Raw genomic sequence first — 22,392 nt, 5'->3', positions numbered from 1 at the left:
GTCATCCGCCGGCGAGCTCATGGCTTCTTCGCGTGCAGAAGCGTGATCGGCAGCGCTTGCCGCCACGTATCGAAACTGCCGAGCGGCTCGGCCCGTGCGATGCCGATCCGCGTCAGCTCGCCGCCATGCTCCGCGCGCCATGCAACGAGCGCCGCTTCGCTCTGCAAGGTCACGGCGTTGACGATCAGCCGACCGCCCTGCCGCACGCGCGCCCAGCACGCATCGAGGAGACCCGGCACGGTCACGCCGCCGCCGATGAACACGGCATCCGGCGCGCTCAAACCGTCGAGCGCGCCGGGCGCCTCGCCCTTGACGAGTTGCAGCGCAGGCACGCCGAGCGCATCGCGGTTATGTTCGATGAGACGCTGCCGCCCTTCGTTCGCTTCGATTGCAATCGCGCGGCAAGCGGGATGCGCGCGCATCCACTCGATACCGATGGACCCGCAACCCGCGCCGACATCCCACAGCAATTCGTCCGGTTGCGGCGCGAGACGTGCGAGCGTCACGGCGCGTACATCGCGCTTGGTGAGCTGGCCGTCGTGCCGATACGCGTCGTCGGCAAGACCCGGCGTGAGCGATGGCCCCGCGTGGCCCGCATGCGTGCGGCATTCGATCGCCATGAGATTGAGCGCCGCCACGCGCGGCTCGCGCCAGTCGTCCGCACGTTCGTCGAACCGGCGTTCATTCGTGCCGCCCAGATGCTCGAACACCGTCACGCGGCTCGCGCCGAAACCATGCAGCGTGAGAAGCTGCGTGACGGCGGCGGGCGTCGCGCCATCGGCGCTCAGGACGAGCAGACGTCCGCCGCGAAACACATGCGCGAGCAGGGACGCCACCGGCCGCCCGACGAGCGACACGCATTGCGCGTCCTGCAACGGCCAGCCCAAGCGCGCCGCCGCCAGCGACAGCGACGAAGGCGCGGGCATGACGCGCATTTCTTCCGTGGATAATTCGCGCGCAAGCGTGGCGCCGACGCCGAAGAACATAGGGTCGCCGCTCGCAAGCACGCATGTTTGGACGCCGCGCTCGGCGAGCACGGCATCGACGGAAAACGGGCTTGGCCATGGCACGCGGCGCGCCGCGATACGCGCCGGCAGAAACGCGAGGTGACGTTCGCCGCCGTGGATCGACCGTGCTTCGAAGAGCGCGCGCCGCGCCTCGCGGCCAAGCCCATGCCAGCCGTCCTCGCCGATACCCACGACGGTCAGCCAGTTCGACATGTGCGGCCTCCTACGGGCGAATTCCGCGTTTGAAGCACCCGCGCAAGGCGGGAAGCGGTCTGATGGTCGATAAAAGCGGGCATAATAGCGCGTTCGTCGGTGCCTGAAGGGTTCGATCGGTATCGAGCCTCATGGCCTAACAGGGAACACAGCAAAACTGTGGCTGCCCCCGCAATTGTACGCAGCGAGTCCGCGCTCCACTGCCACTGGTTTTTACCGGGAAGGCTAGCGCGAATGTCGACCTGCCAGCCAAGAGACCTGCCGACGTAAGCATTCACTGCTATTCAACGCTATTCAACGCAATTGCGCGTAGCCTGCCGGGCGGGGTGTACCGGTTCGCAACTCAAGCGCTTGAGCATACGGTCGAGCTTTTGGAATCGTTCTTGCCGCCTCGGTCTTCGGCCTGTCCCGGCCTCATGCGTATCGTGCCCGCACGCGATGGCGCCCTTGCGCGCGTGCGTCTTGCCGGTGGCGAGTTGCGTCGCGAAGCCGCGCATGCCGTGGCGCACGCCGCCGAGCGCTGCGGTTCCGGCACGATCGAAGTGACCAATCGCGCCAATCTGCAACTGCGCGGCATTCGCGACGACGCCCACGCGGAACTCATCGACATCGTGCTCGCGGCGGGCCTCGGTCCGACCACGGCCGGCGCCGACGATATCCGAAACGTCATGCTGAGCCCGCTTGCGAGCACGGGAACGCGTGCGCTTGCAGCGGATATCGTCGAAAGCATGCAGGCCGATGCCGCGTTGCACGCGTTGTCGCCGAAGTTCGCGTTGCAGATCGACGATGGCGAAACGCTTGCGATGCTCGATCATCCGCACGATCTTTGGCTTTCGGCGCTGGACAATGGCGCGCGCTTCGCATTCGGCTTCGCAGGATCGATGCCGCATCGTGAGGAACATGCGCCTGCCTCGGGCGCGATCGCCCGTGACGACGCGAAGCGCTTCATCCTGGCCGTGCTGCAGGCGTTTCTGGCACTGGCATCGGTGGAAGAACACCGCATGCGCGATGTGCTCGCACGCGTTGGAATAGCGGGCTTTCTCCATGCCCTCGACTTCGAAACACAGCACGACGCCGCACTTCAGTCATGGCGTCGCGCGCCTTCCAATGCAACGTTACGACTCGGCGCGCATGCGGACTATGTCGGCGCGCAAGCGCCGCTCGGCCGCCTCGATGCTAATACGCTTCACGCAATCGCCGATCTCGCCGAAGAACGCGTCGTGATGACGCCCTGGCAAAGCGTGTTGCTGCCGGACGTGCACGCGAATCGCATGACGCATGTCGTCGACGCCCTTCGCGCGCTTGGCCTCGCCACCGATCCACGCGATCCGTTCACGCGTCTGATCGCATGCGCGGGTTCTTCGGGCTGCGCGAAAAGCCGTGCCGATACGAAAGCGGACGCGCATCGATTAGCCGCCTTGCTGCCCGAGCATGCGCACGCGCATCTGAGCGGCTGCGAGCGCTTTTGTGCGGCGGCGCATCCCGTCGAAAACACGCTCGTTGCCGTTGCGCCCGGCCGCTACGACGTGCATCGAGGCACACACGTGATCGCCCATAACCTCCTCATCGAAGAGGCGGCCGCATGGCTCGCCCGGAGTCATGCCGATGTCTGACTATATCCGCGACGGTGCGGAGATTTACCGGCAATCGTTCGCGACGATTCGCGCCGAAGCCGACCTCGCCGCCATTCCCGCCAACCTCGAAAAGCTCGCCGTGCGGCTGATTCATGCGTGCGGCATGATCGATATCGTCGATGACCTGCGCTTCTCGTCCGATGCCGGTATCGCGGGCCGTGAAGCGCTCGTGAGCGGCGCGCCCATTCTCTGCGATGCGCGCATGGTCGCCGAAGGCATCACGCGCGCGCGCCTTCCCGCGAATAATCGCGTGATCTGCACGCTCGGCGATGCCTCCGTGCCGGAACGCGCCCGTGCGATGCACAACACGCGCTCCGCTGCCGCACTCGAACTATGGCGGCCCGATCTTGCGGGTGCGATCGTCGCAATCGGCAATGCGCCCACTGCGCTCTTTCATCTACTCGACATGATCGACGACGGCGCACCGAAGCCCGCGCTCATTCTCGGCTTTCCGGTGGGCTTTATAGGCGCGGCGGAATCGAAAGCCATGCTTGCCGCCGACAGCCGTGGCATTCCTTTCGTCGCGTTGCTCGGACGACGCGGCGGCAGCGCGATGGCGGCGGCCGCCGTGAATGCGCTCGCATCGGAGGCCGAGTGATGAGCGGAAGACTCCATGGTCTGGGCGTCGGTCCGGGCGATCCCGATCTCATCACGGTGAAGGCGTTGAAGCTGCTCAAGGCGGCGCCCGTGGTCGCGTATTTTGTCGCGAAGGGGAAGAAGGGCAACGCGTTCGGCATCATCGAATCTCATCTCGAAGACACGCAGACGCGCTTGCCGCTCGTCTATCCCGTGACGACGGAAGCGCTCGAACCGCCGCTTTGCTACGAGACGATCATCAGCGCGTTCTACGATGAATGCGCGCTCGCCATTGCGGATCATCTCGAAGCCGGCCGCGACGTGGCGGTGATCTGCGAAGGCGATCCGTTCTTCTACGGCTCGTACATGTATCTGCACGATCGCCTTGCCGCGCGCTTCGAGGCAGAAGTCGTGCCCGGCGTCTGTTCGATGCTGGGCGGCGTCGCAGTGCTTGGCGTGCCACTGGTTTATCGTAATCAGAGCCTTGCGGTGCTATCGGGCGTTCTTTCGGAAGCCGAACTAAAACGAAAGCTGGCGACGAGCGATGCCGCCGTCATTATGAAGCTCGGCCGCAACTTCGACAAAGTGCGTCGTGTGCTGGCGGAACTCGGGCTCGACAAACGCGCGTTGTATGTGGAACGCGCGACGATGGCGAATCAACGCATCGTGCCGCTGAACGAAGTCGATCCAATGGCATCGCCCTACTTCTCGCTGTTGGTCGTGCCGGGGACGAAATGGAGCGCATAGACTTAGCGAAGCCGCTTGCCATCGTCGTGCTCGGCAACGGTGCGCTGACTATCGCGCGCAAGATTCAGGCGTGTCGTCCGGGATCGCTCGTTCATGGACTCGCTAGTCGCGTGAACGTGGACGTCTCCTTCGACGACTTCGGCGCGCACGTGCGGGCACTCTACGCGGCAGGCTCGCCAATCGTCGCACTGTGTTCAGCAGGCATCGTAATTCGCGCGCTGGCAGCGTCGCTTGCGGATAAGGGCGCGGAGCCGCCGGTGCTCGCTGTCGCGCAGGACGGCAGCGCGGTCGTGCCGCTGCTCGGCGGCATGAGCGGCGTGAACATGCTTGCGCGTGATATCGGCCAGATGCTCGGTATCGTACCGGCCATCACGACGAGCGGCGAATTACGCTTCGGTCAATGTCTGCTTGCGCCGCCCGAAGGCTACGTACTGGCGGATATCGAACGCGGCAAGCGCTTCGTGTCCGACTTGCTTGGCGGAGCAACGACGCGCGTGGAAGGCCACGCACCGTGGCTCGATCAGGCAGCCCTTCCTCGCGCCGACGATGCGTTGCGCGCCATCCGCATCACGCCCGAAAGCGCCCACGATGAACACAGTCTCGTGATTCATCCACGTTGTGTGATTGCATGGATCGAAGACGACGCGACGAACGGCGATGTAGCCGAATGCGTACGCAAGACACTTCAAGCACGAAGCCTCGCGCCGCTCGCACTCGCTGTGCTGGTCGCGCCCACGCACGCAATGACATCGCAACGTCTCGCCGATGCCGCGCAAGCGCTCGACGTGCCATTGCGTTTCAGCTACGCCCCGCCTTTCGACGTTTCGCATAACGGCGACGTTGCATTGCACGTCGCGAACGCGCCCGTCGATGCGCAGGCGATAGGCCGTGCACGCGGCAGGTTGACCGTGATCGGTCTCGGTCCCGGCAGCTCCGAGATGATGACGCCCGCCGCGAAAGCCGCGCTTCGTGCCGCAGAAGACGTGCTCGGTTACGAAACCTACGTGCGCATGGCAGGCCCGTTTCGCGCCGATCAACGCGCGCATATGACGGACAATCGCGAAGAGTTGCAGCGCGCGCGACATGCGTTCGAACTGGCAAGCGAGGGACGCAGGGTCGTGGTCGTATCGTCGGGCGATCCGGGCGTGTTCGCCATGGCGGCAGCCGTGCTCGAAGCACTCGACAAGGAAGCGAACGCGTCATGGCATGCCGTGAAACTCGAGATCGTGCCGGGCGTATCGGCGTCGCTTGCCACGGCGGCGCGTGCGGGCGCACCGCTCGGCCATGACTTCTGCGTTTTGTCGCTATCGGACAATTTGAAGCCGTGGGGCGTCATCGAGAAACGCATTGCGCATGCGGGTCAGGCCGATTTCGTCATTGCGTTCTACAACCCACTATCGAAGGCACGGCCCTGGCAATTCGATCGCGCGATCGAAATCGTGAAGCAGCATCGCGATGCCAAAACGCCCGTCGTGCTCGGGCGCGATGTGGGACGCGCGGGCGAGACGCTTCGCATCATGACGCTTGGCGAGTTGGACAGCACGATGGTGGACATGCGAACGATGGTGATCGTCGGATCATCGACCACGCGCGTGATCGGCGATGGCGCATGGGTTTATACGCCGCGATGGTATGAATGACACGCGCAGGCTATCGCAAGTCCGCGCTCAGTTCGCTCGCATGAAAGTACTCCGCCGCCCAGCGTAGCGCCAACGTGCTCGCTTGCCCGACTCCGAATTGCCCTTCATCGAAGTCCACCAGCACGACGCGGTCCGCGCACTGCGGCGGCGCGGGCGTCTCGTTCGTGCGGCCATCGGTCAGCACCCATAGCCAGCGACGCTGCGCGGGTCTTCGACGCGCGGCTCGTGCAAGCACGGTCTGCGCACTCGAAAGACCCAACGCCAGCGGCGTGCCACCACCGCCACCGATAGGCCTCACCCAGCGCTCGTTCCACCAATGCGCGGCGCCCGGCTGACGACGCACTTCCGCACGCCCGCCACCGAAACATACGAGCGCAATTTCCGCACGCTCACGATAAGCCCGATCGAACAACGCAATCAACAAGCCCTTGGCACGCGCGAGCCGTTCACCCGTGAGCATCGATCCCGAGCAATCGAGAAGAAAGCAATGCAACGACGCCGCTTCGCCCTGCACACGTCGATAGCGAAGATGCCGTGCATCGAGACGCTCGGCACGTTTCGCGCGTAGCGTCGATATCCAGTCGAGCGTGGTGCTTTCATCGCCTTCGCGACCGGTCATGCGACCGCGTGCCCGCGCTTCACGCCATCGAAGACGATGCTCTTGAGCATCCGCTTCGTGTCTCCGATGGCTCAGGCTTTTTTTGCGGCAAGCGGTCTGACTTGCTTGACCTTCGCCGTGCCTGCTGGCTCGGGCGGCATGTAGCCCCAATCGCTTTCATTCGTGCTGCCGTTATCGCGCGGGGCGGGCTGCTGCGGCGCTTCGCCTTGCGATGCATCGGCCTCGCGTCGTCGATGCTTCAGCACGGCGTCGGCCACGCGATCGACATGAAGCGTCTGCACGTTGCTCGCGCCTTCGAATGCCGCGAGCGCTCTCGCCGCACGCAGCATCACGAGATCGGCGCGCAAGCCATCCACGTGGGCGGCGATGCAAAGCGCGCTCACGCGCGCATGCACCGCGTCGTCCGGATCGAGCGCGAATAGCACGGCACGTGCTGCATGAATGCGTTCTGCTAGCGCGGACTGTGCGTCGGCATGGCGTGCGCAGAATGCTTCAGCATCCATATCGAACGCGAGCCGCGCCCTGACGATCCGTTGCCGCACGCTCGCATCGAAGCAATTGTTCAATTCGACCGCGAGCCCGAAGCGATCGAGCAATTGCGGACGCAATTCGCCTTCTTCGGGATTCATCGTGCCGATCAATACGAAACGCGCTTCATGCCGATGCGAAATACCATCGCGCTCGATGACGTTCACGCCGCTTGCTGCGACATCCAGCAACTGATCGACGAGCGGGTTGGGCAGCAGATTCACTTCATCGACATAGAGCACGCCGAGATGCGCTTTTGCAAGCAAGCCCGGCGAAAAGGTCACGCCGCCGTCGCGCAAGGCGCTTTGAATATCGAGCGTGCCGATCAACTGCTCTTCGCTTGCGCCGAGCGGCAGCGTGACGAGCCGGCCTTCGGGCAATAGCTCGGCAAGCGCGCGTGCGGCAGTGGACTTCGCCGTTCCGCGTGGGCCGCTGACGAGCACGCCGCCAAGCGCCGGATCGATAGCCGCGAGCACGAGCGCCTGCTGCAAGGCCTCCTGCCCGACGAGCGCGGTAAAGGGAAACACCGGAAAATCAGCGTCGTTCGGGTTCAAGTCTGTCGGCCTTCGAGTTGCAGTTCGACATCGAGCAAATGGCGCGTCACGTCAGCGCGATAGCCGCCCGGCTCTTGCCATAAACCGCGCTCCATGGCTTCGAGCAGACGCTCGCATATCGATTGGAGCGCGTGTGGATTGTGCTGCGTGATGAACTCGCGCGTGTCTGCGTCGTTCACGTAAGCGTCGGTAACGAGCGCGTATTGATGATCCGATACGACGCGCGCCGTGGCGTCGTATCCATAAAGATAATCCACCGTTGCAGCGAGTTCGGATGCGCCTTTGTAGCCGTGACGCTTGACGCCGTCGATCCATTTTGGATTGACCACGCGCGAGCGCACCACGCGTGCAATCTCTTCGTTCAAGGTCCGCACGCGCGGCGCGGCGGGATTGCTATGATCCGCGTTATACGCCTGCGGTTGCAGGCCCGAAAGATAACGCACGGCCGCGACCATGCCGCCCTGAAACTGATGGTAGTCGTTCGAGTCCAGCAGATCGTGCTCGCGGTTATCTTGATTCTGAAGCACGACATCGAGCGCGGAAAGCCGCGTGCCGAAGCTCGCTCGCGCATCCACGCCGTCTTGCGCCTGCGAATACGCATAGCCTCCCGTGCTTTGATACGCGGCCGAGAGATCGGCGTCGCTCTGCCATTGCTTCGCATCGATCAGTTCCTGCAAGCCCGCGCCATACGCGCCCGGCTTTGTGCTGAACACGCGCCAGCCTGCACGTTGCCGCGCTTCTTTCGCATTCATACCGCGACCGATCAGTTCATCGCGCTCACGCATGACGCGCGCGCGAATCGGATTGATATCCTCGGACTCGTCTTCGAGTTCGGCGACGGCTTGCACCGCCGCATCGAAAAGATGCATGAGATTGGCGAAGGCGTCGCGAAAGAACCCCGATACGCGCAAGGTAACGTCGATACGCGGCCGGTTGAAGATGGAGATTGGCAGTATCTCGAAGTCCGTCACGCGATTGCTTCCCGCCGCCCACTTCGGCCGTACGCCGATCAGTGCGAACGCCTGGGCCATATCGTCGCCGCCAGTGCGCATGGTCGCCGTGCCCCACACGGAAAGGCCGATGGCGCGCGGGAAATCGCCGTGATCCTGCACGTGTCTTTCCACCAGCAGATTGGCCGACTTGAGGCCGATGGACCATGCGGCCTGCGTCGGCAATGCGCGTGTGTCGACCGAATAAAAATTGCGTCCGGTAGGCAACACGTCCGGTCTGCCGCGCGATGGAGAACCGCTCGGACCAGGCGGCACGAAGCGGCCCTCAAGCCCGCGCTTCAGTTGCTCGAGCTCTTGCGGACCACACGCGTCAAGACGCGCGAGCACATCGCCTTGCAAGCGTTCGAGCACCAGCGTCGTTTGCGGCCCCGGCGATTCGGCATCGCCTTGAAATAGTTGCAATGCTAACGATTCGAGGCGTTCGCGTGTATCGCCATGATGCCGCCAAGGCGCGTCGACCGCGTTTTGAAGCGCGTCGGGGCGAGGTCCATTCCATGGCGCCGCCCAGTCGGCATCGAGCGGATCGAACGCTTCACCGAGCGCGAGATCGCGCGCCATGGCCGTGATGAGACTTGCATTCGCGCCGCGTCCGTCGCCGGTCGGAAAACGGCCCAATGCGAGCAGCGTATCGCGCCTTTGCACGCCTTCGGGCGATACGCCGAACACATGCAAGCCATCGCGTATCTGCGCTTCCTTGAGTTCGCACAGATAGGCATCGGCACGCGTAAGCAGCGTGTCTTCGCCTTGCAAGTCGCGCGGTGCGTCGAGCCCGAGTTCCTCATGCAACCTGTTCTCGACGATGTTCGCGAGGATGGACTTGCGCAGCAGCTTCGCGCGGCGCGTATCGACCATGAGCGCTTCGTAGTATTCGTCCACTTGTCGTTCGAGATCCTGCAGCGGCCCATAGTTTTCGGCTCGCGTGAGCGGCGGCATCAGATGGTCGATGATGACCGCCTGCGCGCGACGCTTGGCCTGACTTCCCTCGCCCGGATCGTTCACGATGAAGGGATAGAGATGCGGCATGGGACCGAGAATGAGATCGGGCCAGCACGATGCCGACAACGCAACGCTCTTGCCCGGCAGCCATTCGAGGTTGCCATGCTTGCCGACATGCACGAGCGCATCGGCCTGGAAACGCAAGCGCAACCAAAAATAAAACGCGAGATACGCATGCGGCGGCACGAGCTCGGCATCGTGATAGCTCGCATAATCGTTGCGCTCGCGCGAGCGCGAAGGCTGAATGCCGATGAACACTTCACCGCAACGCAAGCCTGCAATCATGAAGCGGCCGCGCCGTATCGTCGGATCGTCTTCAGGCGCGCCCCATATATTTTCCAGTGCTTGCCGTGCATCCAGCGGCAACGCGCGATAGGCATCGAGATAATCTTCGAGCGCAAGACTTTGCAGGGCCGGGCGAAGATCGCGCACGACAGGGTCGTTCGTCACGCCTCGCGTAAGCGCTTCGATGAGCGCATCGCCATGTTCGGGAATCTGGTCTAAGCGATAGCCTTCACGCTCGAGCAACTGCAAGATGTTGATGGCCGATGCCGGCGTGTCCAGTCCCACGCCGTTGCCAATGCGCCCTTCGCTCGCCGGATAATTCGCCAAGACGAGCGCGATGCGCTTGCGCTCGTTCGGCGTATGTCTGAGCTTGCACCAGCGCGCGCTGAGTTCGGCGACGAAGCGCAGGCGCTCGGTATCGGCTTTATAACGCACCACGTCGACCTGCGTATGCGGGCATCGATAAGCAAGCCCCTTGAAGCTCACCGCTCGCGTGATGATACGGCCATCCACCTCGGGGAGCGCCACGTGCATGGCGACATCGCGCGAATTCAGGCCTTGATTGTCCTTCTGCCAGTCATCGCGATTGCCCCCGCTCAAGATCACTTGCATCACGGGCGCATCGCCGGCCACTTCGAATGCTTCGCTTTCTCCGATCACGCCCGCAGCGAACGCCGTGGTATTGAGCACGAGCGATGCACCATGCTGCGCGCACAAACGCTCCACTACTTCGCGGCTCAGACTTTCCTTGAGCGATGCAATCGCAATGGGCAGCGGATTCATGCCCTCGCGTTCGAGCGCTTCGATGAATGCATCGAACACAGCGGTGTTGCCTGATTGAAGGTGCGCGCGATAGAAAAGAATGGCAACCACCGGCGCGCCTTCGGTCCAGCGTTCGCGCCAATCGTCGCTAGAAGCGCTTTCGCGCTCGGGGTGATAGATCGCGACCGCGGGCAACGCGCTCGGCGCGTGCGCTTCGCGTCCCCAACCGAACGCGCGATGCGCAATGGCGCGTAGAAACTCTTCGGCATTGCGCGCGCCGCCTTCACGTAAATAGCGCGACAGGTCGCGGCAGAACGCGGCATCGGCCGTACTCTTGCCGATGAGATTCGGGTCTTCCGCAAGATCGCCCGAAAACATGGCGAGCATTTGCTTTTCGCGCTTTGCCAAAGCGACGAGACGCTCGATACCGTAGGGCCAATACGATTCGCCGCCGAGATGATCGACGATGACGACCTTTGCATGACGCAGAATGTCGTCGACATAAAAGTCGACCGAAGCGTTCTGGCGCAGGAACGATTGATTTGCGAGCCGCACTTCCGGAAAGCCGGGGCCGAGACGCGGAAAGACGCTTGCGAGCAGCGCGAGCGTGGTATCGGCCGAACTGAGCACGACGATGGGTGCGCGCGTCTGCTCGATCCGCATCACGCCTGCGGCGTCGTCGACGAAGCCTCCCGGAGTCGTGCGCAGCAGATGCATCGCTCAGGCCTGCACGGGTAAGTTCTGCAACGCGGAAACGAAGGCACGTTGCAGCGTTTCGCGGTCGAGGTCCTCGCCGATAAGCACGAAGCGACTCGATGCCTCGCCCTCGTTCCAGCGCCTGTCGAAGTAACTGTCGAAGCGTCGCCCCACGCCTTGCACGACGAGCCGCATGGCGGCACCCGGCAACGCCGCGAAGCCCTTCACACGGTAAATCGTGTGCTTTTCCACCAGCACGTGCAGTGCCGCAAGCAGCTGTTCGCGCGACTCGACATCCGCTGCGACCACCACGGAATCGAACTCGTCGTGATGATGATCCGCATGACCGTCTTCGTCGGGCGAGCCATGATGGTCGTGCCGCAGATGAATGGTCTCTTCCGATGCGGATTGCAAGCCGAGCAGCGCATGCACGTCGAGTTTGCCCATCTGCGCGGGAACGATCTTCACTTCGGGCGGAATCTCGGGGCGCACGAGCGCATCGACCTTTCTCAACGCGGCGGCATCCATGAGATCGGTCTTGTTGACGATGACGAGATCCGCCGACGACAGTTGGTCTTCAAACAACTCATGCAACGGCGATTCGTGATCGAGATTCGGATCGGCCTTGCGCTGCGCATCGACGGCGATAGGATTTGCCGCGAACTGACCGCTTGCCGCAGCCGGACCGTCGACCACGGTAACGACCGCGTCCACGGTGAAGGCGTTCTTGATGGACGGCCAGTTGAAGGCCTGCACGAGCGGCTTGGGCAAGGCAAGCCCGGACGTTTCGATCAACACGTGATCGATCCTGTCGCGCCGTTCAAGCAGTTGCTCCATCACCGGATAAAACTCTTCCTGCACGGTGCAACACAAGCAACCGTTCGCGAGTTCATAGAGATTGCGTTCGGCGGAACCTGCTTCGTCGTCGCAACCGATACCGCAGCCCTTGAGAATTTCTCCATCGATACCGAGCTCGCCGAACTCGTTGACGATGACCGCAATGCGCTTGCCCTGCGCGTTCGAAAGAATGTGCCGCATCAGCGTGGTTTTGCCGCTGCCGAGGAAGCCGGTCACGACCGTGACGGGGATCTTGCGCGTTTGCATCGTTGCTCCGTGCTTGATTGATGCGTGCGCCCTATGCGTGATGGTGTGCGCGATGCGGTCTATTCGACCTTTGCAGCGGCATGGACATGGAAAAGCGCACGACTCGGTGGATCTGGGGATACGCCGCAACCCCGCGGCTAAGGAAATCCCTTCGGTAATTCTGGCCGGTATCCGGGCTGACGAAAATAGCCGCTTCGCCTTCCCGCGCCGGACGCTTTGAACGCCTAGCACAGTGGCTTTGAAACCGGCTTGCCGCGCATGTCATGCGTGGCTTTCGCTTACCGTTGCGGGGGCAGCACAGGTTGGCTTGCGTTCGCCTGAACGCGCGCTTCCTGTTTCCCGTTCAACTGCGCGCTAAAGACTTGGCGCGCGAGCACCTGAACTATTGAAAGTCTAGGGCTAGCGGGGTTAGGCGTCAAGAAAGCATGGTGCCTGCCTAAGCGTCCGGTATGGTATCTTTCCTCCGCCTTAAGGCTTTTCAAGTCGACCTCCATGAATTGGCTTCGTTTAGCATGAGCGCCGCGCTCGTCATCGGCATCGGCTGCCGCCGCGGCGTAAGCGCCGAAGCAATAGAACGCGCTGTGCGTGGTGCGCTTGGCACGCTCGCATTTGCCGATATCGTCAGCGTGGCAAGCATCGACGCTAAGAAAGACGAAGCAGGATTGCTCGCATTTTGCGAGCGTCATCAATTGCGCGTGGATTTCTTTAGCGCCGATCAAATCGAGCGCGCGCCTGGGGAATTCTTATCGCAGGCGAGGCGGCATTTGAGTGTCGACGGCGTATGCGAGCCTTGCGCGCTCATTGCCAGCGGCGGCCGGCTCGTCGTGCACAAGACTATCGCGGGCGGCGTGACGGTCGCTATTGCAGAGACACCATCGAAGAAGCAAGCATGAAAACCGATACCGAATCGCATTTGCGCATGACCCAGCGGCGCAAGGAAGGCCACGAGAAAAAGCAGGCCGCCGCCGACCATGAAAAGGGCCTGTTGATCGTCAATACCGGCAACGGCAAAGGCAAGACCACCGCTGCATTCGGCATGGCCATGCGCGTGCTCGGGCACGGCATGAAACTCGGCGTGGTGCAATTCATCAAAGGCGCGCTGCATACGTCGGAACGCGATTTCCTTGGCGCAATCGCGCATTGCGATTTCGTGACGATGGGCGATGGCTATACGTGGAACACGCAAAATCGCGAGGCGGACATCGCCACGGCGCGCAAGGGATGGGACGAAGCACGACGCATGATCCAAAGCGGCGAGTATCAGATGGTCGTGCTGGACGAGCTCAATGCCGTGCTCAAGTACGAATATTTGCCGCTTGAGGAAATACTCGGCGTGCTCAAGGCACGGCCGGCCATGCTGCATGTCGTCGTGACGGGACGACACGCGGCCGATGAGCTTATAGAAATAGCCGATCTCGTCACCGAAATGCGCCTCGTAAAGCACCCTTATCGCGAGCAGGGCGTCAAGGCGCAACGCGGCGTCGAGTTCTGACGCAATGGCAGACTGTCCCGCACTCTTCATCGGCGCGAGCGCGTCGCATCAAGGCAAGACCACGGTGACGGCCGCGCTTGCACGTCATCACACGCGGCAAGGCAGGCGCGTGCGCGTCTTCAAGACCGGGCCGGATTTTCTCGATCCGATGATTCTCGAGCGGGCATGCGGGTCGCCCGTTTATTCGCTGCATCTTTGGATGGTCGGACTGGAAGCGTGCCGCGCGATGCTTTCCGCGGCCGCCAAGGAAGCCGACCTTATTTTGATCGAAGGCGTAATGGGCCTCTTCGATGGCACGCCGAGCAGCGCCGATCTCGCCGCTGCGTTCAATGTGCCCGTGCTCGCGGTAATCGGCGCGCATGGCATGGCGCAAACCTTCGGCGCGCTTGCGTTCGGACTTGCGCGTTATCGGCCCGATGTGCCGTTTCATGGCGTGCTTGCAAATCGCGTGGCGTCTGCGCGCCATGCACAGATGCTGGCCGAAGCCATCCCCGAAGGGCTGCGCTATTGCGGTCATTTTTCGAACGCGGACGATATCGCGCTACCCGAACGTCACCTTGGCCTCACTCAAGCGCGGGAAGTGGCGGACCTGGATGCGCGTCTCGACCGCGCCGCCGATGCCATTGCCGCGACCACGCTTGCCGATTTGCCGCCGCTCGTTCGCTTCGACGACGACATCACGCTAAGTGAACCGCCGCGTCTTCTCGACGGATTGCACATTGCGATCGCGCGGGACGCCGCGTTTTCATTTATTTATCCCGCGAATGTCGATTTGCTAAAGGCATCGGGCGCAAGCGTCAGCTATTTTTCCCCGCTAGCGGATGAGCCCGTACCCGCCCATGTCGATGCGCTCTACTTGCCCGGCGGCTATCCCGAGCTTCATGCCGCGACGCTTGCTTCCAATGCGTGCACGCGCGCTTCGATAAAAGAACATATCGCGCGCAATCGCGCGGTAGTCGCGGAATGCGGCGGTATGCTCTACCTGCTCGACGCACTGACGGATGTCGAAGGCAATCGTCATTCAATGCTAAGCGCCCTTCCCGGCGACGCCACCATGCAACGCCGTCTTTCGCGGCTGGCGATGCAACGAGTCGACACCGCCCACGGTCCACTCACCGGCCACACCTTTCACTATTCGACGCTCAAGACATCGATGCAGCCTTTCACGACAGCCACGCACGCAACGACAGGTGCGCAGGGCGAAGCGCTTTATCGTCATGGCGCGATAACGGCCACTTACATGCACGCTTACTGGCCATCGAATCCTGCAGCAATGGCTACGCTCTTTCGCGGCGAAGCGCTATGACGACATCGACCGAAATCGGGCCACGCGATCTCGCCGAGATGATCGAACGCGCCAGCACGCAGGAACCAATCGGCTCGCCGTGCACCGGCGTGTGCAAGCTCGATGCATCGAGCGGCCTGTGCGCGGGATGCTTTAGAAGCCGCGAGGAAATTAAATTCTTTAGAACGATGGACGATCACGCGAAGCTCGCGTTGTTCGACCAGTTGCTTGAGCGGCGCGCGGCCTCGCAATGAACGAAGGCCCGCGCTCGTGCTCAAGCGACGCGGGCCTTTTGATACCCATCGAGCATTCGATTCAGGCAGCGGCCATGCGACGCGCTGCCGGACGCTCGAGTTCACGTGACGCAAGCGCGCCGAAGAGCAGTCCAAGCGTTGCCCAGATCAATGCCTGGATACCGACGGCAGTCAGCCTGAAATTCCACAACAACGACGCGGAAAAGTCGGCGGGTACTTCGTCGACAGAAGGCAGTGCCACTTGCGCGATAACCATCAGGATGACATAACCAGCCGCCGCAATAAGCGCCGCGTTCCAGTTGCCGCGACGCGCCTGCAAGCGTCGCTGCGCATAGACCGCGAACACCGCGCCGACGATTGATATCGCCACCATGCCGAAGAAAAGCGCCGTACGCGGACCGATGGTTTCGGCATTGCCCACGGCGGGCGGGTTTGGGGGATATTTGATGAACGGCACGAGCGCAACGCTAACGAAACCAATGAGCGCAAGCAAAACCGACGTTCCGCGCGCATGCAACGAGCCGAGCCGCCCATAAGCCAAGGCAAAGATCAGCGAGAAAATACCGCCTAAAGCCGTGCCGAACACCACCACGCCCGTTAGTAAGCCCAAACCCGCTTGCGTGTCCCGGCTAACGAGTTCTTCATCATCACCGTGACTATGCGATTGCGCTGCCGCCGCTTCATCGTGATGATCGTGTGCGGGCGCTTGTGCATGCTCGTGCTGTTCCTCGAACGCGATAGCCCGAGCAACTGAAGGTTCGCCGAAGCCGCGCGCAAAGCCAAAGCCGATCAGGCCCGCGACGAGTCCCGCGACCATGCCGCGTATAAGCAAGTTGCGAATCATGCTTCGTCCTCAGTGGCACGGAAAGCCGAGCAAGTGTCGGCCATCGTGAACGAATTCGTGGACGTACATGCCCGAGATAATGGACGTTGCACCTTGCTCGGCGCCGACGAAATAAATCGCGATCAGCAGAACGAGGCCGATAAAAACGGCCCAAGGAAGGACCTCACGCACCGGAATGGGGACCGGCGCATCGTTAGCGGGCGTTGCAATGCCAGCGGAAAAAGCCGGCGCGTTGGACATATTCATTGAAATTTCTCCAGGGAAAAGCGCGTCCCGATAGACGAAGAGCATGCAGCGGGGTCTGACTCGCGGCATCGCGCTCTTAGCGCGAACCGCATACAGTGGCGCGACCGTGCCGGGCTTCCACCGGCTTCCTCGCACTGCAGGCTTGCCATTCTATGATGATTGCCGGCAAAGTAAAACGACCATGAGCTAAAGCCTATGCAATCGACATTGATTTTGCTGTGCCACGCCGCCACGCATGCCATGAAAAGCGGGCGTTTTCCGCAAGGCGACGAGCCTGTCGAACAGGCTGAATGCACGCTCGATGTCCCGGGCGAGCCAAGCCGTGTAACATCCAGCCCGGCCCGCGCTGCTTGCGAAACAGCGGCTTGGATCACGACAGATTTTTCGATCGATGCCGCATTCGACGACATCGACTATGGAGAATGGCGCGGTCGTTCCATTCGCGAGATTAGTGAGCGCGAGCCTCAAGACGTTGCGGCATGGCTTTCCGATCCCCATGCAAGGCCGCATGGCGGCGAGAGCGTGGCAATGCTGTCAAAGCGCGTTAAGAAAGCGCTTGAGGGGCTTGCTTCGAATACGGAGCACGAATGCTGCATAGTCGTAACGCACGCCATCGTCATGAAGGCGGCGCTCTGTATCGTGCGCGACGAACCGTTGTCGTCGATACTCAAGATGGATCTCGCGCCGCTATCGTCCGTCTTGCTCAAGTTCGCGGAAGGCAAATGGACAAACGTGCCCTCCTGAACTTAGATGGCCGCCCGGTGCTCAAAGCAAGCAGCGACTGGTTCGCTCAAAGGAGACAGCAATGGCGCACTATGTGGATGGTTTCGTCGTACCAGTGCCGATCGACAAGGTCGACGCGTATCGCAGCATGGCCGATGCAGCGGGCAAAATATGGCTGGAGTATGGCGCGCTGCAGTTTGTCGAATGTATTGCCGACGATGTTAAGCCAGGCGAGCTCACCTCGTTCCCTCGAAGCGTACAGCTCAAGGAAGGCGAAACGGTGGTGTTCTCGTGGATAGTCTATGAATCGCGCGAACAGCGTGACGCCGTCAACGCCAAAGTAATGGAAGACTCGCGCCTTAAGAGCATGATGGAAAACGGCGAACCGCCGTTCGATCCCAAACGCATGTTCTTCGGCGGCTTCAGGACGCTGGTCGAACTGTCAAAGGCCTGATAATTTTTCGAATGCCTAAAACCAAGGAGCCATATCGACATGTACATTGCCATGAACCGCTTCAAGATCGTTCCAGGCGCGGAAGCCGATTTCGAACATCTCTGGACAAGCCGTGACACGCACCTCAAGGAAGTGCCGGGCTTCGTGGAGTTCCATCTGCTAAAGGGACCGACGCGGGATGACCATGTCCTCTATTCGAGTCACACGATCTGGACAAACCATGCTGCGTTCGAACAGTGGACTCAGTCGGATGCATTTCGCGCCGCGCATCGCAATGCGGGCGGAGAAACCAGGCAGCTTTACTTAGGCCACCCGGAATTCGAAGGCTTCGAAGTGATTCAGACGGTTAAATAAGAGCCGCCTGTCTTACAAGACCGTGAACGAATTGCGTCGCTCGCTAAGGCCTTCCTAAGCCTTAGCGCCACGCGCCATTCGCTGCAATGTCGATGAATCGATGGCTCCGGCACAAATGCGCACGGCCTCCTTAAGCGTACGTGGACGTCCCTCGCCAAACTGCGATTCAAGCATGGCGACGGCGCGTAAGCGTTCGTCATTGCCCAGCTTCTCGCCAGTCGCAAGCTCCAGCACGGAGATAAAGTAAGCAGCCGGCGGCGCCGCGTTAGGCTGTGCGGACGCACCGCCTGATCCATCATTCCCGTCGTTGCGCGCGGGAAAACCGGGCGTCCATCTGGTGTCGTATCGGCTATTCATGGGTCTGTTCATTTGGGTGCAAAGGCGCTTGCGCCAGCTTTCGATTGAACAGACATTCAGCAAGGAACGTTCCAAGCCAGCTAGCGCCTTAAATAGCGCGGTTATTTTTGTCTAACAATAAAGCTCTAGCAACTCGACATGCAGCGAGATCCCATGCCGCGCATCCGACGGATTTAAATACGACCGGGCGTTCGTTTTTCACCCTTGCCGTGATTGCTTGTGCAAGTGAATTGACGTTCTCCCATTTCACACCGGCAAGGATGAAATCCCCCGCTTCATGGCGCGCGCCTGCCGGGTCATCGACATACAAAGCGCTTGAATCGATAATGCCCGACGCTATTTCTGCCGCATCAGGCGTAAAGGCGCCAACACCGATGACCAACCGATCTGCTCGCGCCGGCAGCGTATAGACAGGCTGCTTGCTGGTAGTCGCGGTGATGACGACATCGACAGCTTCAGGAATGTTTGAGCTTTCAAGCGCCGCTAGCTTTGGCGAAGCCGCTGCGTAGGCCTTGCAAAAGGCATTCGCACGCTCGGCTCGCGACCCCTGGACGATGATCGATGCATCGGGATAAACGCTTGCGATCGCCTCCACATGGTAGGCCGCCTGCTTGCCCGTACCGATCACCAGCACTTGTTTCGGCGGCTGCGCACTCAGAGCGCGGATAGCGAGCATCGATACCGCCGCCGTTCTGCGCCCCGTTACAGTAGGGCCATCGAGCATGAATTGCGGCACGCCGGTGACGGCATCGAATGCGGTGACCTGTCCGTGAATCGTGGGCAAACCAAGCGCACCGTTACCCGCGCACACGTTGACGAGCTTGTGCATGGCCAAGTCCGCCGCGCTTGCAGGCATCGACAACATGATCCCTCCTTGTGCAAGCGGCACCACCATGCGCTCCGGACTCACGATACGGCCCGCCGCGTAATCGAGCATGGTGGCGGCAAGCGTGTCGACCAGGCGGTCATAAGGAACGAGCTGCGCGGTGCGTTCGGCGTCGAAAATTGGAATCGCGCTTGAGGTTTGATTCATCGTGTCTTTGGCCTCGGAAGGGAAAGTTGCCATCGCAATGCCACTTAAATATCGCAACATTCTAACGGCGCAAGCGACCTCGCAATTTGCCCTCGGTGCACTAAACGCGCAAAGCGTTGCGTACGCCGTCATATGATTGCCTTCGAATACAGTCATAATCAAGCAATCTGCGCCGCAAAAATTGCAGCGGCAAGCCGCCCACGGAGCCCCCAATGAACGAGATGGACAAGCAGCGCCGCTTCCATGCCGACCTGATCGACAGCTACGACGAAGAGTTCGAAATGGAGATCGACGACCGCTTCCTGGATGGCGAGGCAGCGTTCTCCGACGAGGAACGGCAGCTTCGTAAGACCTATTTCCGCGAGCTATTTCGCTTGCAGGGCGAACTGGTGAAGTTGCAGGATTGGGTTGTGCATACGGGCCATAGACTCGTGGTGATTTTTGAAGGCCGCGATGCGGCCGGTAAAGGCGGTGCGATCAAGCGCATCACGCAGCGGTTGAACCCGCGCGTGTGCCGCGTCGCTGCTCTGCCTGCGCCGAATAATCGTGAACGCACGCAATGGTATTTCCAGCGCTACGTATCGCATCTTCCGGCAGGCGGCGAAATCGTTCTGTTCGATCGAAGCTGGTATAACCGCGCGGGAGTAGAACGCGTGATGAACTTCTGTACTGACGCCGAATACGAAGAGTTCTTCCGTTCCGTGCCCGAGTTCGAAAAGATGCTCGTGCGTAGCGGCGTTCAGATCATCAAGTACTGGTTTTCTATTACCGATGACGAACAGGAAGTGCGCTTCGAGGCGCGTATTGAAGATCCGCTAAAGCAGTGGAAGCTGAGTCCGATGGACCTCGAAAGCCGACGCCGCTGGGAAGCCTATACAGCCGCTAAGGAAGTCATGCTGCAGCGTTCGCACATTCCCGAAGCGCCGTGGTGGGTGGTTCAGGCCGTCGACAAGAAGCGTGCGCGGCTGAACTGCATGCATCATCTGTTGAGTCAGGTGCCGTATCACGAGATCGAGCACTCTGCGATCACGCTGCCCGAGCGCGTATTCAATCCGGATTATTTGCGGCAGCCCGTGCCGGAGACCATGTACGTCCCGGAGATTTACTAAAGCGCTTTAGCAGCAGTGACTGCACCCGATGTGTTCCTGACGGTGCAGCGTGCGGCGAATGGCAAACTGATACGCTTGCTGCGAACCCTTGAACACCATCACGAACATGACTTGCGCGAGGTTGAAGTCAAGGGTGACCATCAGGCGCATGAGTAGCAGCAGTGGCAGCACCACGGCTGGTTGATACAGTTGTCGGGCAATTAATGCTTTCATCTTTAGCTCCCATTTCCATATAAGAATTTTAGGGATTTGCAGGCCCGGGATAAATGGCCCGTGGATGAAGACATATGTTCCCCGATACGAACAATAAGGCCCTGCATGCTGCAGGGCCTTGAAGACGCATTACTTCTGCGCGAGACTCGGCTCAGGCACCGGCGCGGGCATCGCATCGCCCCAGCCGCCGCCTAATGCACGTATCAAGTTGACTGTGGATACCGCCTGCGTTCCCGCAAGCTGCACCGAAGTACGCTGCGATTGCAGCACAGTGCGCTCCGCATCGATCACATCGAGATAATTGACCGCACCTTCCGTGTACTGCGTTCGCGAGAGTTGTGCCGCGCGCACTGAAGCCTTGACCGCATCCGATTGCGTAGCCGTCTGATCTTCGAGAATGCGCAAGTCGGACAAATTGTCTTCTACCTCACGAAATGCAACAAGCACTTGTTGCCGATAATTCGCGGCGTCCTCTTCATAGATTGCACGTGCATTCGCGAGATTGCCCTTGCGACGGCCGCCATCGAAGATTGGAATATTCAGCGCCGTTCCCGCGAAAGGACCCAGCAGGAATGTTCTGCTCGACCATTTGAAGAGATCGCCAAGCGTTGCCGACTCGAAGCCGCCTGCGCCCGTCAACGTGAGCGAAGGGAAGAATGCAGCCTTCGCTACGCCTATGCGTGCATTTGCTGCGGCCATCGAACGTTCAGCAGCAGCAATGTCAGGACGACGCTCAAGCAAGGTTGAAGGCAAGCCCGGCGGCACGCGAACCGTCACTGGCTTAAGCGGATTTGCCGCCACGCTGAATTCAGCCGGCGTCTTGCCGAGCAGCACCGCAAGACTATGCTCGGACGATGCGCGCAGACGTTGCACGGTCATCGCATCCGAGCGCGCGGTCGCGAGCTCGGACTTGGCGCGCGCCACATCGAGTTCACTGATGTCGCCTTCATCGAAACGGCGCTGCACGAGTTTCAACGCTTGCTCACGCAACGTCACCGTGCGCGTGAAGACATCGTTCTCCGCATCGAGCTCGCGCAAATTGAAGTAGTTCTGCGCGACGTCCGCTTGCAAGGCCAACTGCACCGAGCGGAAAAGCGCTTCGCCTTGTTGCGTGTCGGCGTTGGCGGCTTTGACGGAATCCGAAACGCGGCCGAACAGATCGACTTCATACGATGCGCTCGCCTGGGCACGCCACAACGTTTGTGCAGGCACGTTGGCATCGGCCGGCAGGAACTGCGATGCCGGCGAGAACTTCTCACGCGTCGGACCGAAGCCTGCATCGAGCGTCGGGAACAGACCCGCACGCGCAGTCTGGTTGATTGCGCGCGCTTCCTTCACGCGTGCCGCTGCTGCCTTGAGGTTCTGGTTCGCTTCCTGCGCCTGACGTTCGAGGTCGTTGAGCGCGGGATCATCGAACAAGGTCCACCACTCGCCGCGCATCATTTCTTCGGAAGGTTGAGCCGTTTTCCAGCTGCCCGTTTCCGAAGGAGCAAGCGCGCTCGTATCGCTGGTTCGTTGCGGCGTTTCCTTGTAAGCGGAAGGCGCATGCACATCCGGCTTTTCGTAAGTGGGCGCGAGCGAGCAGCCCGCGACTACCAGCAGCGCCGCCATCAAACCCGGAAGGCCCAGCCATCGTTTCATATGCAACTTGTTCATG

General features: G+C 61.1%; 23 protein-coding genes and 3 riboswitches. Of the genes, 12 read left to right on the top strand and 11 right to left on the bottom strand.

What is annotated here, in order from left to right:
* Positions 1–17: 17 nt before the first annotated feature.
* Positions 18–1,220: a precorrin-6y C5,15-methyltransferase (decarboxylating) subunit CbiE gene (gene cbiE, locus P9292_RS16870; protein ID WP_309960195.1), complete on the bottom strand. Its 1,203-nt coding sequence runs from the start codon at positions 1,218–1,220 to the stop codon at positions 18–20.
* An 80-nt stretch (positions 1,221–1,300) separates the two neighbouring features.
* Positions 1,301–1,501: riboswitch (cobalamin riboswitch) on the top strand.
* Positions 1,502–1,603: 102 nt separating this feature from the next.
* Here cbiE and cobG point away from each other — a divergent pair.
* Genes cobG through cobJ form a run of 4 tightly spaced genes read left to right on the top strand, consistent with a single transcriptional unit; the run spans position 1,604 to position 5,817 of the window.
* Positions 1,604–2,833 (top strand): precorrin-3B synthase, encoded by a 1,230-nt coding sequence (gene cobG / locus P9292_RS16865; protein WP_309960193.1) that lies wholly within the window; start codon positions 1,604–1,606, stop codon positions 2,831–2,833.
* Positions 2,826–3,452 (top strand): precorrin-8X methylmutase, encoded by a 627-nt coding sequence (locus P9292_RS16860; RefSeq protein ID WP_250467213.1) that lies wholly within the window; start codon positions 2,826–2,828, stop codon positions 3,450–3,452. The genes cobG and P9292_RS16860 overlap by 8 nt, the downstream gene beginning before the upstream one ends.
* Complete coding sequence (locus P9292_RS16855; protein WP_244829500.1) at positions 3,452–4,177, top strand: precorrin-2 C(20)-methyltransferase; 726 nt, start codon at positions 3,452–3,454, stop codon at positions 4,175–4,177. Before P9292_RS16860 ends, P9292_RS16855 begins: the two co-directional genes overlap by 1 nt.
* The gene (cobJ, locus tag P9292_RS16850) at positions 4,165–5,817 is read left to right on the top strand and encodes a precorrin-3B C(17)-methyltransferase (RefSeq protein ID WP_309960191.1); all 1,653 of its coding nucleotides are present in this window, start codon (positions 4,165–4,167) and stop codon (positions 5,815–5,817) included. Before P9292_RS16855 ends, cobJ begins: the two co-directional genes overlap by 13 nt.
* A 10-nt stretch (positions 5,818–5,827) precedes the next feature.
* Here cobJ and P9292_RS16845 read toward each other — a convergent pair whose 3' ends face one another.
* The 4 genes from P9292_RS16845 to cobW form a co-directional block, all read right to left on the bottom strand.
* Positions 5,828–6,436, bottom strand: a complete 609-nt coding sequence (locus tag P9292_RS16845; RefSeq protein WP_309960189.1) for a VWA domain-containing protein — start codon at positions 6,434–6,436, stop codon at positions 5,828–5,830.
* A 71-nt stretch (positions 6,437–6,507) separates the two neighbouring features.
* Positions 6,508–7,518: an ATP-binding protein gene (locus tag P9292_RS16840; RefSeq protein ID WP_250467222.1), complete on the bottom strand. Its 1,011-nt coding sequence runs from the start codon at positions 7,516–7,518 to the stop codon at positions 6,508–6,510.
* Entirely contained in the window at positions 7,515–11,288 is a 3,774-nt protein-coding gene (gene cobN / locus P9292_RS16835; protein ID WP_309960185.1) for a cobaltochelatase subunit CobN, read from the bottom strand. The genes P9292_RS16840 and cobN overlap by 4 nt, the downstream gene beginning before the upstream one ends.
* 3 nt (positions 11,289–11,291) lie before the next feature.
* Positions 11,292–12,371, bottom strand: a complete 1,080-nt coding sequence (cobW, locus tag P9292_RS16830; protein ID WP_309960183.1) for a cobalamin biosynthesis protein CobW — start codon at positions 12,369–12,371, stop codon at positions 11,292–11,294.
* A gap of 144 nt (positions 12,372–12,515) precedes the next feature.
* Positions 12,516–12,767, bottom strand: a riboswitch (cobalamin riboswitch).
* A gap of 116 nt (positions 12,768–12,883) precedes the next feature.
* Between cobW and P9292_RS16825 the strand changes: the two genes are divergently transcribed.
* From P9292_RS16825 to P9292_RS16810, 4 genes are read left to right on the top strand one after another with little or no spacing between them, the layout of a single operon-like run.
* Entirely contained in the window at positions 12,884–13,264 is a 381-nt protein-coding gene (locus tag P9292_RS16825; protein WP_309960181.1) for a cobalamin biosynthesis protein, read from the top strand.
* Entirely contained in the window at positions 13,261–13,863 is a 603-nt protein-coding gene (gene cobO, locus P9292_RS16820; protein WP_309960180.1) for a cob(I)yrinic acid a,c-diamide adenosyltransferase, read from the top strand. The genes P9292_RS16825 and cobO overlap by 4 nt, the downstream gene beginning before the upstream one ends.
* A 4-nt stretch (positions 13,864–13,867) precedes the next feature.
* A complete protein-coding gene (locus tag P9292_RS16815; RefSeq protein ID WP_309960178.1) occupies positions 13,868–15,169 on the top strand; it encodes a cobyrinate a,c-diamide synthase in 1,302 nt (433 codons plus the stop codon).
* Positions 15,166–15,402 (top strand): DUF1289 domain-containing protein, encoded by a 237-nt coding sequence (locus P9292_RS16810; RefSeq protein WP_250510121.1) that lies wholly within the window; start codon positions 15,166–15,168, stop codon positions 15,400–15,402. The genes P9292_RS16815 and P9292_RS16810 overlap by 4 nt, the downstream gene beginning before the upstream one ends.
* A 61-nt stretch (positions 15,403–15,463) precedes the next feature.
* On the opposite strand, the gene P9292_RS16805 is transcribed toward P9292_RS16810, so the two are convergent.
* Positions 15,464–16,246 carry a CbtA family protein gene (locus P9292_RS16805; protein WP_309960175.1) on the bottom strand — a complete coding sequence of 261 codons (783 nt, stop codon included), beginning with the start codon at positions 16,244–16,246 and terminating at the stop codon, positions 15,464–15,466.
* Between the two features lie 9 nt (positions 16,247–16,255).
* Complete coding sequence (locus P9292_RS16800) at positions 16,256–16,486, bottom strand: CbtB-domain containing protein (protein ID WP_250493651.1); 231 nt, start codon at positions 16,484–16,486, stop codon at positions 16,256–16,258.
* 35 nt (positions 16,487–16,521) lie between these two features.
* Positions 16,522–16,646: riboswitch (cobalamin riboswitch) on the bottom strand.
* A gap of 41 nt (positions 16,647–16,687) precedes the next feature.
* On the opposite strand from P9292_RS16800, the gene P9292_RS16795 reads away from it, so the two are divergent.
* The 3 genes from P9292_RS16795 (at position 16,688) to P9292_RS16785 (ending at position 18,023) form a co-directional block, all read left to right on the top strand.
* Positions 16,688–17,236: a histidine phosphatase family protein gene (locus P9292_RS16795; RefSeq protein ID WP_250510123.1), complete on the top strand. Its 549-nt coding sequence runs from the start codon at positions 16,688–16,690 to the stop codon at positions 17,234–17,236.
* Between the two features lie 61 nt (positions 17,237–17,297).
* Positions 17,298–17,669, top strand: coding sequence for a DUF1428 domain-containing protein (locus P9292_RS16790; RefSeq protein WP_250467237.1), 372 nt, complete (start codon positions 17,298–17,300; stop codon positions 17,667–17,669).
* Positions 17,670–17,708: 39 nt separating this feature from the next.
* On the top strand, positions 17,709–18,023 hold the full coding sequence (locus P9292_RS16785; RefSeq protein WP_250467245.1) for an antibiotic biosynthesis monooxygenase: 315 nt from the start codon (positions 17,709–17,711) through the stop codon (positions 18,021–18,023).
* Positions 18,024–18,077: 54 nt separating this feature from the next.
* On the opposite strand, the gene P9292_RS16780 is transcribed toward P9292_RS16785, so the two are convergent.
* Positions 18,078–18,455 carry a hypothetical protein gene (locus P9292_RS16780; RefSeq protein ID WP_309960173.1) on the bottom strand — a complete coding sequence of 126 codons (378 nt, stop codon included), beginning with the start codon at positions 18,453–18,455 and terminating at the stop codon, positions 18,078–18,080.
* A gap of 13 nt (positions 18,456–18,468) precedes the next feature.
* Positions 18,469–19,413, bottom strand: coding sequence for a bifunctional Delta(1)-pyrroline-2-carboxylate/Delta(1)-piperideine-2-carboxylate reductase (lhpI, locus tag P9292_RS16775; RefSeq protein WP_309964060.1), 945 nt, complete (start codon positions 19,411–19,413; stop codon positions 18,469–18,471).
* A gap of 212 nt (positions 19,414–19,625) precedes the next feature.
* Here lhpI and ppk2 point away from each other — a divergent pair, with 212 nt between their 5' ends.
* Positions 19,626–20,522: a polyphosphate kinase 2 gene (gene ppk2 / locus P9292_RS16770; protein ID WP_244829486.1), complete on the top strand. Its 897-nt coding sequence runs from the start codon at positions 19,626–19,628 to the stop codon at positions 20,520–20,522.
* Positions 20,523–20,528: 6 nt separating this feature from the next.
* Here the strand turns inward: ppk2 and P9292_RS16765 are convergent, their stop codons facing one another.
* Positions 20,529–20,735, bottom strand: a complete 207-nt coding sequence (locus P9292_RS16765) for a hypothetical protein (RefSeq protein ID WP_244829485.1) — start codon at positions 20,733–20,735, stop codon at positions 20,529–20,531.
* Between the two features lie 129 nt (positions 20,736–20,864).
* Complete coding sequence (locus P9292_RS16760; protein WP_250467247.1) at positions 20,865–22,391, bottom strand: efflux transporter outer membrane subunit; 1,527 nt, start codon at positions 22,389–22,391, stop codon at positions 20,865–20,867.
* Position 22,392: the final 1 nt, after the last annotated feature.

The organism is Caballeronia sp. LZ001, from assembly GCF_031450875.1.
In the GTDB taxonomy this organism is placed as follows: domain Bacteria; phylum Pseudomonadota; class Gammaproteobacteria; order Burkholderiales; family Burkholderiaceae; genus Caballeronia.
This window is presented reverse-complemented; position numbering and strand designations above follow the sequence as displayed.